The following is a 12,949-nucleotide window of genomic DNA, read 5'->3' as shown; positions in this document are numbered from 1 at the left end:
TGTTCAAGATTTACGTGAAAGTGAAGCTATCTCCCCTTGGAAGAACATATTCTTAACATCGATGCACAAAATATCTGGCATCCCTACGCAGCTCCTGGCACCAAAAACTTCCTCATAGAAAAAACCTCAGGGATTTATCTCACGCTGGAAACCGGAGAACAAGTAATTGATGCCATGAGCTCTTGGTGGTCTGCAGTGCATGGTCACGGCCACCAGGAACTTATGGCAGCAGCCCAAAAACAAATAGCTCAGATGAGCCATGTGATGTTTGGCGGTCTTACCCATCAACCAGCCATAACGCTCACCCAAAAACTCCTCGACCTCACCGAACATCAATTACCCCATGTCTTTTACTCAGATTCTGGATCCGTAGCGGTAGAAGTTGCCATCAAAATGGCGCTGCAAAACGCCAGAGGTAGTGGACACCCTGAGCGCAATAAATTGCTCACTTGGCGCTCTGGATATCATGGCGATACCTTCGCCGCCATGAGTGTTTGCGACCCCGATAACGGCATGCACAGCCTGTGGCAAGGTACCCTTGCCGAGCAAATTTTTGCCCCACCGCCCCCACCATGCGGCACCGATGAGCAGGCCCGACGTGCCTACCTCAACAGCTTTGAGGCGCTTTTCGACGATTCCATCGCGGCGGTTATCGTTGAGCCCTTGGTCCAAGGCGCAGGTGGAATGCGCTTTCACGATATTGAGCTGCTCCAAGGCATCAAAGAGTTATGCCTGAAATATGACAGGCTCCTAATCGCTGATGAAATCGCTACCGGTTTTGGTCGCACTGGAAACCTATTTGCAACTCTCAGCAATGGCATCACCCCGGATATTCTTTGCCTAGGAAAGGCTCTGAGCGGGGGATTTATGAGTTTTGCCGCCACCTTATGTACTGCTGAAGTGGCGCAGGCTATTTCTAGCCCAGCTGGTGGCGGTGCACTGATGCATGGACCTACTTTTATGGCCAATCCACTAGCGTGTGCGGTCTCTGCGGCTTCGATGGACATTATCGCCACTGGTGCATGGAATGACCAGGTCAAGCGCCTTGAAAGTGAGCTTGAAGCCGGTCTTGCCCCGTTAAAAAGCCTGGCGGGAGTTGCCGATGTAAGGGTATGTGGCGCCATTGGAGTGGTGGAAATGGGAACCTCAGTTCCTATGGAAGCTTCAACCCGCGCTGCCCTTGAACAAGGAGTGTGGATTCGGCCCTTCGGCAGGCTGATTTATGTCATGCCGCCTTACATCACCACCACGAAGGAATGTGAAACCATCTGTCGCGGAGTCAGCGCAGCAGTAAAAATAGCGAGCACCTATCAGGGAGGATAAAAATGCCATTTTTAGTCATGAGCGGTACCGGAACCGACGTTGGAAAAACCATTGCCACTGCGGTTGTCGTGAAATATCTCAGTAATAAAGGTATCGAGGTTTTGCCCATTAAGCCTGTTCAAACCGGAGAAAAGCCAGGCAGCGGCGATATTTTCAGCATCGAAAAGCTCACCGGAATTAAAGGTAAAGAATGGGTACGTTTTAGAGATCCTTTGGCACCAAATCTGGCAGCTACTCAAGAAGGAGCTGCTCCCGTGGATCCACCAGCTTTAATTGCCTGGCTTAAACAACAAGATGCACCACATCGCTTGGTTGTTATTGAAGGCGCAGGGGGACTGTTGGTGCGTTTGGCTGCGGAATTTAGCATCGCCGATGTGGCCGCCGAACTCAATGCTCCGCTGCTTATTGTCACCAGCACTGGCTTGGGCAGTTTGAATGCTGCCGAACTAACTGTTGAAGCTGCACGGCACCGGGGTCTTGAAGTTATTGGGCTCATTGGTGGTTCAATCAGTGCAAAGCCAGACCTGGCGACCCGGCTTAATCTCATAGAATTTGAACGCACCAGCAAGGTGCCCTTTATTGGAGCAATTCCGCAGGGCGCAGGGGCATTGAACCCTGAAGAATTCTCCGAGTTAGTTGCAGGATTTAACTTCCCGGTGCTGGATCTACTCCACCCAGTCAGCTAGTGCCGCGCGAATACGCTCGGCAGCATCATCCATCTTGGCTGGATCGGTGGCATCCGCAGCGAGTGCATTGGCAAAGTTATAATCAGCCATTTTGTCGGTGGGGAAGAGGTGGATGTGGGTGTGGGGGACATCAAATCCGGCAATAATGTATCCACAACGAGCAGAACCAAAAGCCTTAACAATGGCATTGGCAATAAGTTGTGCAGCCTCATTCACCTCGACCCAAATGTCATGGGGCAGATCGGTCCAGCGATCAACCTCGGCAACGGGAACGATCAAAGTGTGGCCATAAGTAAGTGGTTCGATTGACAAAAATGCCACGACATTCTCGGATCGATAAACGAAGCGGCCCGGAAGCTCGCCATTAATAATTTTCGTGAATACGGAAGCCATGCACTTAGAGTACTACCCATTTTTGCTTTTCGACGCACAGATTAGCCCTTAAAATCCACGCTGAAGAAACCAAAATAGCTCTGAATAAGTTTTGCAGGATAAACTCAACAACCATGCGCATTCTGGTAATCGGCTCGGGCGCCCGTGAGCACGCCCTCCTCCGTGGACTTTCCCTCGACCCTGCAACTACTGACCTCCATGTTGCTCCTGGCAACGCCGGACTTGGCAAGCTTGCCACCGTCCACCCTGAAATCAAGGCCGATGATCCAGCACAGGTTACGGCCCTGGCTCAAGAACTAAACTCTGACTTGGTTGTTGTTGGTCCAGAGATCCCATTGGTAGCCGGTGTCGCCGATGCTCTGCGTGCTGCAGGCATTGCCGTTTTTGGGCCAAATAAGGATGCTGCTCAGATCGAAGGCTCCAAGGCTTTCGCAAAAGCCATTATGGCTGCACGTGGCGTAAAGACCGCCCACGCTGAAGCTATTCAACCAGGCGCAAGCGATGCTGAGATTGACGCAGCTTTGGATAACTTTGGACCTACCTGGGTTGTTAAAGATGATGGTCTAGCCGCAGGCAAGGGTGTCGTCGTAACGCCCGATCGCACCGCAGCCCGCGCACACGTTGACGCCGTGCTCGGCGGCGGCAACCCAGTATTGTTGGAATCCTTCCTTGATGGCCCTGAGGTCTCCCTCTTCTGCATGGTAGATGGCGAAACTGTGGTTCCTTTGCTGCCTGCGCAGGATCACAAGCGCGTTTTTGACAATGATGAGGGCCCCAACACCGGCGGTATGGGCGCATATGCTCCACTGCCTTGGTTGCCTGCCGATGGCGTGCAGCGCATTGTGGATGAAATCTGCGTGCCTGTAGCTCAGGAAATGGTGGCACGCGGTTGCTCCTACTCCGGTTTGCTTTATGCCGGTATTGCCTGGGGTGCAGAAGGCCCTGCTGTGGTGGAATTTAACTGCCGTTTTGGTGACCCAGAAACCCAGGCTGTGCTCGCACTGCTGAAGACCCCGCTGGCTGGTCTGCTGAACTCCGTGGCCCAGGGCACCTTGGCTGAGCAGCCTGCCCTGGAATGGGAAGATGGCTACGCACTAACCGTGGTGCTGGCATCCCACAACTACCCAGAATCCCCACGCACTGGCGATGTAATCCGCAACGCCGATGCAGACAATATCTACCACGCAGGTACCGCACTTAATGCTGAGGGCGAGCTCGTTTCTGCCGGCGGCCGTGTGCTCAATGTTATTGGTGTCGGCGAAACCTTGGAGGCTGCTCGTGAGCAGGCTTATGCCACCATCAAGACCATTGAGCTAGAGGGCAGCCACTACCGCACCGATATTGCATTGCCTGCAGTTGAGGGTCGAATCTCGATCTAATCGAGTTATCAAGTTAGGCTTGGTCTTTATGAAGCCAAGCCAAAGAAGTAATGTTCAACCCTTCCGCGTGATGCAGATGCTGGACCAAGTCCACCGTCGCAAACGCGAAGGTAAAGACACCATTATGTTCTGCGCGGGGCAACCCACCACCGGTGCCCCTGAAGCAGTAATCGCTGAAGCCGAAATCGCCCTGCGCTCCAGCACCCTGGGATACACCGAGGTTATCGGTGACCGGGAGTTTCGTGAGCGCGTGGCGGATTGGCACTCCGCTACCTATGGGGTAGAGACCAATCCCGACAATGTTATTGTCACCACTGGTTCCTCCGGTGGATTTGTCGCAGCGTTTTTGGCCACCTTGGATCATGGCGATTATGTAGCCATGTCTACTCCGGGATATCCGGCCTACCGCAATATTCTGGAATCCTTGGGCGCCCAAATCCTCAACCTGCGCTGTACTGCGGAAACCCGCTTCCAGCCCACCGCGCAAATGCTGGAAGAACTGCCACATAAGCCCAAGGCTGTGATTGTTACCAGCCCGGGCAACCCCACCAGCACCATTATTGATCCCGCAGAACTAGAAAAGATCGCAGCCTGGTGTGATGCCAATGATGCTGTCCTTATTTCTGATGAGGATTACCACGGCATGAGCTTTGGCCGCCCGCTGGCCACCGCGCATCAATTCTCCAAAAATGCCATTGTGGTGGGTACTTTGTCCAAGTACTTCTCTATGACGGGCTGGCGCGTGGGCTGGATCATTGTGCCAGATGAGCTGATTACTCCCATTGAAAACCTGCAGGCTTCATTAGCTTTGTGTGCGCCAGCGATTGGCCAGGCTGCAGGTCGTGCTGCTTTCACTTTGGAAGCTGCTGCCGAGTTGGATGCGCATGTGGAGGCATATCGAGAGGCTCGCGAGGTTTTCGTCGAAAAGCTGCCTGAAATCGGGTTGGGCACTTTCGCCGACCCGGACGGCGGCCTGTATTTGTGGGTGGATGTCTCTGAATACACCGAGGACTCTGAGGTCTGGGCCCAGCAACTTATTGAAGAGGCCGGGGTAGCTGTCGCGCCGGGTGTAGATTTTGACCCTGAATTAGGGCATAAATGGATTCGCCTGAGCCTTTGTGCCAGCAAGGATGACACCCTCGAGGGTGTGCGCCGCATAGGGGAGTTCCTTAAAAAGTAGGCACGACTAGGTTAGTTTCGGTTCGTGGGGAATAATAATTTGCGTGGCTGATAAAAAGAAGATCGCAAATGTCCTGTCGAACCGTTACGCCTCCGCTGAGCTGTCAAACCTGTGGAGCGCGGAAGAGAAGATCATCATGGAGCGTCAGCTCTGGATCGCCGTGATGAAAGCCCAAAAAGATCTGGGCGTAGAGATCCCCGCCGAGGCAATTGCTGCCTATGAAGCTGTCATTGACCAAGTTGATCTGGGTAGCATTGCCGACCGTGAGCGCGTCACCCGCCACGATGTGAAGGCCCGCATTGAGGAATTTAATGCGCTAGCTGGCTATGAGCACATCCACAAAGGCATGACCTCCCGCGATCTCACCGAGAACGTGGAGCAGCTCCAGATCCACCGCTCCCTCGAACTGGTCCGTAATAAGGGCATTGCCGTGGTTGCAGCTATCGGCTCCCGCGCAGCTCAGTACCAAAGCCTCGTTATGGCTGGCCGTTCCCACAATGTGGCAGCTCAGGCCACCACCCTCGGCAAGCGCTTTGCCTCTGCTGCCGATGAAATGTTGGTAGCCCTAGAGCGCGTTTCTGAACTGCTGCAGCGTTACCCTCTGCGTGGCATTAAGGGTCCAATGGGAACTTCTCAGGACATGCTCGATCTGATGGATGGCGATGAATCCCGCTTGGCTGAGCTGGAAACCCGCATTGCTTCCCACCTCGGCTTTGACCGCGTTTTTGATTCCGTGGGCCAGGTTTATCCTCGTTCCCTCGACTTCGACGCTGTGTCCGCGCTGGTACAGCTGGGTGCAGGCCCATCTTCTTTGTCTCACACCATCCGCCTGATGGCCGGCAATGAGACCGTCACCGAAGGCTTCAAAGAGGGCCAGGTTGGCTCCTCCGCAATGCCTCATAAGATGAACGCCCGCTCCTGCGAGCGCGTCGGTGGCCTGCAGGTTATTCTGCGCGGCTACCTCACCATGGTTGCAGACCTCTCCGGCCAGCAGTGGAATGAAGGCGATGTTTTCTGCTCCGTGATCCGCCGCGTAGCTTTGCCAGATGCTTTCTTTGCCATCGACGGCATGTTTGAAACCTTCCTCACCGTGCTTGATGAATTTGGCGCTTTCCCAGCCATGATCGAGCGCGAACTTGAGCGCTACCTGCCATTCCTGGCAACCACCCGCATCCTCATGGCTGCTGTGCGCGCCGGGGTTGGCCGCGAGACTGCCCACGAGGTCATCAAGGAAAACGCTGTGGCAGTGGCACTTAACATGCGCGAAAACGGTGGCGAGCAGGACCTCATCCAGCGCCTGGCCGCCGATGAGCGCCTGCCTATGAGCGAAGAGGACCTGGCTGCAGCCTTGGCTGACCGCCACGCCTTTATTGGCGCCGCGGAATCTCAGGTGTCCCGCGTGCTTGCGCGCATTCAGACGCTTGTCGACGCCCACCCCGGCGCCGCTGACTACCGTCCAGGTGAGATTCTCTAAGCGTTTTTAACGCGCGGGTTGTTGGTTCCTGTCAGTTTTTGACGGGCCGGCAGCCCGTTTTTCTTGTTTTTTGGGCTGTTTGGGGTTCGCTCAGGGTTCGTTTGGGTTTGTCAGGTGAAGTAGAGGTGACTAAAAAGTGACCAAAAAACAACATTGACTCTGAGGAAAATCGCCGATGCTGAGAGATTTTTGCCCTTTTTCGAAAAAATTTTAATAAATTTTTTATTATGAATAAAACTGCTTTGCCCTTAAAGGTATCTAATTGACACCAACTAAACAGTGTTCAAAAATATCTAATTTTGAGGCGATGGGGTTGCGAGGGCTTGTCGGCTTAGGCCACACTTGAGTTATCCCAGTCAGGCAGCAAGAGCCTGGCGAACATAGAAAGAGAGATTTCACATGACCGAGATCTTCGCACTCGTACAGTCCATCTTCGACGGCGTTGCCGGACTTGTTGGCGCTGGCTTCAATGGCGTTTCCGGCCTCGTAGGCGCAGGCTTCGACGGCGTTCAGAACTTCCTGGACACCCTGCAGTCTTCTTCCTCCTAATTACTAGTTAGCCTTCGGGCAAACGGTATTAGTCCAGCCGACACTTGGTCGGCTGAGGTTTAAAGAACGAACACTCTCCATGAGCGGGTGTTCGTTTTTTGCGTTTTAAGGAAAAAGTAGCTTAAGTTCTGTTCGAATAATGCTGAGGCTTAAGGCGCATTACTTAACCATTGGGGGAATAATCTTAATCACCTTCGGTGTTGAAAAATCATTACAATTTTCGGAACACCTTAATGAGGTCTAGACTTCACTATCATGCGTCCTGAACTCTCCCAGTACAAGCACTTGTCCGCAGGCAAGGTTCGTGAAATCTACGAAATCGATGAGAAGTATATTCTCATGGTTGCTTCTGACCGTATTTCGGCCTATGACTTTATCCTTGATACCGAAATTCCTGACAAGGGTCGGGTACTCACTGCGATGAGCCAGTTCTTCTTTGACACCATCGATTTCCCCAACCATCTTGCTGGCCCAATCGATGACATCCGCATCCCTGAAGAGGTGCTCGGACGTGCCATGGTGTGCAAGAAGCTGAACATGCTTCCTTTTGAATGCGTAGTGCGCGGCTACCTGACCGGCTCCGGCTTGGAAGAATATAAGCAAAGCGGTTCTGTATGCGGAGTTTCCCTGCCAGACAACCTGGTTGAATCCTCCCGCCTGCCTGAGCCTATCTTCACCCCTGCCACCAAGGCTGATATTGGAGACCACGATATTAACGTCTCCTTCGATGTCGTTGAGGAGCGTCTCGGTGAAGCCCGTGCCAACCAGCTGCGTGATGCTTCCATCGCTATCTACACTCAGGCAGCTGCTGTGGCTCTCGAGCGTGGCGTCATCTTGGCTGATACCAAGTTTGAATTTGGCATTGATGACAATGGTGACCTTGTTCTTGGCGATGAAGTCCTCACCCCAGACTCCTCTCGCTATTGGCCAGCCGAAGGCTATGAGCCTGGCGTTGTCCAGCCCAGCTTTGATAAGCAGTTTGTGCGCAACTGGCTGACCGGCCCTAAATCCGGTTGGGACAAGAACAGCGGTTCTGCACCACCAGCACTGCCTGGCTCTGTTATTGAAGCCACCCGCGGCCGTTATGTCGAAGCCTATGAGCTCATTTCTGGCAAGAAGTTCTCCGAGTGGATCGGTAGCTGCGTCTAAATCTTTATCAAGGCCTGGAGGGATTACCCTTCAGGCCGTTGTTATGCGGTGGCTTGTCTAGATCACTGAGCAGGATTCTGCACAGATATGAGGAATTGAAGGAATTGTGCACGATTCTGCTGATTTTAGGACCGCAAATCAGCAGGATTCTGCGCAGAATGCCTCAAAAAGCGTAAGTGTGTACGATTCTGCACACTGCAATCAACTACGCGGCGGCTGGGGCGCTCGCCTGTGGCGAACATCTGCCCTCTGCTGGATTTAGGGCGCTAAGATCGAGGCTTATGTGTTCTGAACGCCTTAATCCACCAATTGCTCCAATCCACCCCACCACCCGAACCTTCCATGGCATCGATTCCCAAGATGACTATGAATGGCTGCGTGATAAAGAATCTCAGGACACCCTGGATTATTTGGAGGCGGAAAACGCGTTCACCAAGCAGGAAACCGCGCACCTGGACACCCTGAGCGCCAATATTTATGAAGAAATTAAAACCCGCGTTAAAGAAACCGATATGTCCATTCCGGTTCGCGCAGGTAAATACTGGTATTACAGTCGTGTGGAGGAAGGCAAAAGCTATGGCTATTCCTGTCGCATTCCAGTAGCTGAAGGCTCTGATGAGTGGACTCCGCCCACCATTCCTGACGGCGAGCCTGCAGCAGGCGAAGAAGTGATCTTGGATGCCAACGAGCTTGCCGAAGGCCACGACTTCTTCTCCATTGGCGCCTCAACTGTCACCATTTCTGGCCGCTACCTGGCATATTCCACTGATACCTCGGGCGACGAGCGCTTTACCTTGCGCATTAAAGACCTGCAGACCGGGGAGCTTCTCGACGACACCCTCCAAGGCATCTTCTATGGTGCGACCTGGGTAGGGGAGGATTATCTCTTCTACCAGCGCGTTGACGACGCCTGGCGTCCAGATACTATTTGGCGTCACAAGATCGGCACCCCGGTGGAAGAAGATGTTCTGGTCTATCACGAACCAGATGAGCGTTTTTCTACCTGGGTGGGAACCACACGCTCTGATAAGTACATTTTGATGGGCTGCGCCTCCAAGATCACCTCCGAGGTCCGTGTTTTGCCATTTGATGAACCTGAGGGCGAACCTCAGGTATTGATCCCGCGGGTTGAGGGCGTGGAATATGACATTGACCATGCAGTTGTCGGTGGCGAGGACATCTGGCTGGTTACCCACAATGCCGCAGGCCCTAACTTCTCCGTGGGCTGGGCGCCAGTGGCGGAGCTGAACTCCCTAGACTCTTTGCGTACCCTCGTGCCACACCGCGATGATGTGCGCGTTGAAGGTGTAGACACCTACCGCGACTTTATTTTGCTGGCCTACAGGTCTAACGCCATTGGCCAGGTTGCTGTCATGAAGCTTGTCGACGGGTTCTTTGGCGAATTCCAGCAATTGGAATTTGACGAGGAAATCTACAATGTTGGCTCCGGTGGAAATCCAGAGTGGGATGCACCAGTAATTCGCGTGTCCTATACCTCTTTTACTACTCCCGCTCGACTTTTTAACTATTGGATCGAAACCGGCGAGCGCACCCTACTCAAAGAGCAAGAGGTTTTGGGCGGCTACAACCGTGAGGATTACACCGCATCTCGGATGTGGGTCACTGCTCAAGATGGTGCGCAGATCCCCGTGTCGGTGGTGCACCGCACGGATCTTGATCTCAGCACCCCCAGCCCAGCTTTGCTCTATGGCTATGGATCCTATGAGTCCTCTATTGATCCGGGATTCTCCATCTCGCGCCTGTCTTTGATGGACCGTGGCATGATCTTTGCCATTGCCCATGTGCGCGGTGGTGGCGAAATGGGCCGTGGCTGGTATGACAACGGCAAGATGCTCACCAAGAAGAACACCTTCACTGACTTTATTGACGTTGCCGATGCTCTCATTGCACAGGGAATTACTGCACCTGAGATGTTGGTTGCCGAGGGTGGATCTGCTGGAGGCATGCTCATGGGTGCCATTGCCAATATGGCAGGTGATCGTTTTAAGGCAATTGAAGCGAACGTGCCTTTTGTAGATCCTTTGACTTCTATGCTGATGCCAGAGCTGCCATTGACAGTTATTGAGTGGGATGAATGGGGCGATCCCCTCCATGACAAGGAGATCTATGACTACATGGCATCCTATGCGCCCTATGAGAATGTGGAGGCTAAGAAATATCCCAATATCTTGGCTATTACCTCTCTTAATGACACCCGCGTGCTCTACGTAGAGCCAGCTAAATGGGTGGCTAAATTAAGGTCCACTGCAACCGGTGGAGATTTCCTGCTGAAAACTGAGATGGTAGCCGGCCATGGTGGTGTGTCGGGCCGTTATGAAAAGTGGCGTGAGACCGCATTTGAATATGCCTGGCTGATTAATCAGGCCACTGGCGTCACTGAATAAGCTGAAGCCGACTTTTACCCCCAAAAACACTTTTGGGGGTATTTCTTTATTTAACTAAAAAATTGCAAAGTTTGACACTACACCCGATTTAGGCCTCTGACGTGCAGTGAAATAAATTTGGGGACTTTAATGGGCTAAGACACAAAATTAGCTTTTTGCGTCTTGGGCCAATCTTTTACATAATTTTCACGCTCCTGCCAAGTTTTGATCCATTTATATCGACCTGGCAGCTACATCAGTGGCATTGCTTGAGTCGATGCTTTCCCCAAAGCCTGAAGAAGGAACCTCATGAGTTCGCAATCTGAGTCATCTCAAAGCGATATCAAAAATGAGCACATTGTGGTAGCGAAACCACCAAAAAAGGATCGCACCCACTGGCTCTACATTGCCGTGATTGTCGCCTTGATCGCCGGTATCACCGTCGGTCTGATTTCCCCTGAGCTCGGCAAAGAGCTCAAAGTTCTGGGAACGATGTTTGTGTCTTTGATCAAGATGATCATTGCACCAGTTATTTTCTGTACCTTGGTCCTGGGCATTGGCTCGGTGAAGGCCGCAGCAACTGTTGGCCGTGCTGGCGGTATTGCCTTGGCGTACTTCATCACCATGTCTACCTTCGCCTTGGCCATCGGTCTGGTTGTCGGTAACCTCATTCAGCCAGGTTCGGGTCTCAACATTCCAGTTGATTCCGAATCAACCTTCGCCTCACAGTCAGAGGAAAGCCATGCCGGTCTAATGGGCTTTATTCAGTCCATCATCCCGGAGACTTTCTTCTCTGCCTTTACCAGCGGATCTGTGCTGCAGGTGCTCTTTATTGCCATCTTGGTCGGCTTTGCGGCTCAGTCCATGGGCGATAAAGGCCAGCCCATTTTGGACTTTGTCTCCCATATGCAAAAGCTCATCTTCAAGATCCTGAACTGGATCCTGTGGCTCGCTCCAGTAGGTGCCTTTGGTGCAATGGCTGGTGTGGTTGGTGAAACCGGCTTTGACGCCGTGGTTCAGCTGGGCATTTTGATCCTGGCCTTCTACGTCACCTGTTTCATCTTCATCTTTGGTGTCTTGGGCGCGGTACTCAAGGTCTTCACCGGCTTTAATATTTTCAAGCTGTGCCGTTACCTGGGCAAGGAATTCCTGCTGATTTTTGCCACCTCATCCTCGGAATCTGCACTGCCAAGCTTGATGCGCAAGATGGAGCACATCGGTGTGGCAAAGCCAACCGTGGGCATCGTGGTTCCAACCGGTTACTCCTTCAACCTTGATGGCACCGCTATTTACCTGACCATGGCGTCCATCTTTATTGCTGACGCTATGAACGTGGAGATGAGCCTCGGTGAGCAGATCGGCCTCTTGGTCTTCATGATCATTGCTTCCAAGGGCGCAGCGGGTGTTTCCGGCGCAGGTATTGCTACCTTGGCTGCTGGTCTCTCCTCACACCGCCCAGAACTCCTGCATGGTGTGGACGTTATCGTGGGTATCGATAAGTTCATGTCCGAGGCTCGTGCGCTGACCAACTTTGCTGGTAACTCTGTGGCAACGCTGTTGGTGGGCAAGTGGACTGGCACCATTGATTCAGATCAGGTACGCAAGGTACTTGATGGTAAAGACCCTTATGTTGAGGTCGAAGAAGAGGAAGCTAGTTCACACTAGGTTTTAAGCTTTCAACAAGACGGCGAGGGCCGGGCATGCAAGAATAATGTGCATGTCCGGCCGTCTTCTTGTTTCAGTTTCTAGTATTTTCGACCAGACCCGATCAGCAGCCGACGGGCTTATTAAAGACCTGAGCGCCGAGGGGATCGAGGTCTCCCTTTTGGTAGCACCCCGCATTGATGGGGACTGGCGCCTAGCCAAGGATAAAGACACCCGTAAATGGTTGGAAAAATACCGCGACAATGGCCATGAGTTCATCCTTAATGGTTTTGACCAGGCGGTGCAGGGGCGTCGCTCTGAATTTGCATCCCTAGAAGCTCATGAAGCTCGTTTGCGGTTAACCGGTGCCATTAGGCAAATGGAAAAGATTGGATTTAATTTCAATATTTTTGCTCCACCTCGGTGGCGGATGTCCGAGGGAACCTTTGAGGTGCTTCCGGAATTTGATTTTGATATCGCAGCCTCCACTAAGGGCATGCATGATCTACGCAGTGGAAATTTCTTGGCCTGCCGTAACCTCTCGGTCGGTGAGGGCTTTGGTGCTGCTAAATGGTGGCGCAAAAATGTCATTAACGCCGTTTCTCGCGGTGCAGCGCGTGGCAATACTGTGCGTTTGTCCGCCTCGGCCCGCAATTTGGAAAATCCTAAAGTAGCGCGAGATTTCCGTAACGCAGCGCTCGCAGCTTTGGCTTTGGGAGCCCAGCCCCAAAGTTATTCGCAGGCCATGCAAGACTAAACCCTCCGCGGACCTTAAGGTCCGCGGAGGG

The 12,949-nt window shown here is 52.8% G+C and carries 11 protein-coding genes; 10 read left to right on the top strand and 1 reads right to left on the bottom strand.

Features of this window, described 5'->3' with window-relative positions; translation table 11 throughout:
• The first annotated feature begins 36 nt into the window (after positions 1-36).
• Together SFC07_RS10465 and bioD are read left to right on the top strand one after the other, a co-directional pair.
• Complete coding sequence (locus SFC07_RS10465) at positions 37-1,323, top strand: adenosylmethionine--8-amino-7-oxononanoate transaminase (RefSeq protein ID WP_411208196.1); 1,287 nt, start codon at positions 37-39, stop codon at positions 1,321-1,323.
• Between the two features lie 2 nt (positions 1,324-1,325).
• Positions 1,326-2,009, top strand: coding sequence for a dethiobiotin synthase (gene bioD, locus SFC07_RS10460; protein ID WP_411208195.1), 684 nt, complete (start codon positions 1,326-1,328; stop codon positions 2,007-2,009).
• On the opposite strand, the gene SFC07_RS10455 is transcribed toward bioD, so the two are convergent.
• On the bottom strand, positions 1,989-2,402 hold the full coding sequence (locus SFC07_RS10455; RefSeq protein WP_411208194.1) for an HIT family protein: 414 nt from the start codon (positions 2,400-2,402) through the stop codon (positions 1,989-1,991). The genes bioD and SFC07_RS10455 overlap by 21 nt on opposite strands.
• Positions 2,403-2,515: 113 nt before the next feature.
• Here SFC07_RS10455 and purD point away from each other — a divergent pair, with 113 nt between their 5' ends.
• The 8 genes from purD (at position 2,516) to SFC07_RS10415 (ending at position 12,918) form a co-directional block, all read left to right on the top strand.
• Positions 2,516-3,781: a phosphoribosylamine--glycine ligase gene (purD, locus tag SFC07_RS10450; protein ID WP_411208193.1), complete on the top strand. Its 1,266-nt coding sequence runs from the start codon at positions 2,516-2,518 to the stop codon at positions 3,779-3,781.
• A gap of 70 nt (positions 3,782-3,851) precedes the next feature.
• Positions 3,852-4,961, top strand: coding sequence for a pyridoxal phosphate-dependent aminotransferase (locus SFC07_RS10445; protein WP_411208269.1), 1,110 nt, complete (start codon positions 3,852-3,854; stop codon positions 4,959-4,961).
• A gap of 34 nt (positions 4,962-4,995) precedes the next feature.
• Entirely contained in the window at positions 4,996-6,435 is a 1,440-nt protein-coding gene (gene purB / locus SFC07_RS10440) for an adenylosuccinate lyase (RefSeq protein ID WP_411208268.1), read from the top strand.
• A gap of 399 nt (positions 6,436-6,834) precedes the next feature.
• Complete coding sequence (locus SFC07_RS10435; RefSeq protein WP_411208192.1) at positions 6,835-6,984, top strand: hypothetical protein; 150 nt, start codon at positions 6,835-6,837, stop codon at positions 6,982-6,984.
• A 255-nt stretch (positions 6,985-7,239) separates the two neighbouring features.
• Positions 7,240-8,133 (top strand): phosphoribosylaminoimidazolesuccinocarboxamide synthase, encoded by an 894-nt coding sequence (locus SFC07_RS10430; RefSeq protein ID WP_411208191.1) that lies wholly within the window; start codon positions 7,240-7,242, stop codon positions 8,131-8,133.
• 281 nt (positions 8,134-8,414) lie between these two features.
• Positions 8,415-10,538, top strand: coding sequence for a S9 family peptidase (locus SFC07_RS10425; RefSeq protein ID WP_411208190.1), 2,124 nt, complete (start codon positions 8,415-8,417; stop codon positions 10,536-10,538).
• A gap of 288 nt (positions 10,539-10,826) precedes the next feature.
• Complete coding sequence (locus tag SFC07_RS10420) at positions 10,827-12,182, top strand: cation:dicarboxylate symporter family transporter (RefSeq protein WP_411208189.1); 1,356 nt, start codon at positions 10,827-10,829, stop codon at positions 12,180-12,182.
• Positions 12,183-12,234: 52 nt separating this feature from the next.
• A complete protein-coding gene (locus SFC07_RS10415; RefSeq protein ID WP_411208188.1) occupies positions 12,235-12,918 on the top strand; it encodes a DUF2334 domain-containing protein in 684 nt (227 codons plus the stop codon).
• Positions 12,919-12,949: the final 31 nt, after the last annotated feature.

It is taken from the genome of Corynebacterium callunae (genome assembly GCF_046592015.1).
Classification (GTDB): Bacteria; Actinomycetota; Actinomycetes; order Mycobacteriales; family Mycobacteriaceae; genus Corynebacterium; species Corynebacterium callunae_A.
The sequence above is the reverse complement of the archived record's forward strand: the minus strand, read 5'-3'. Positions and strand labels throughout refer to the sequence as shown.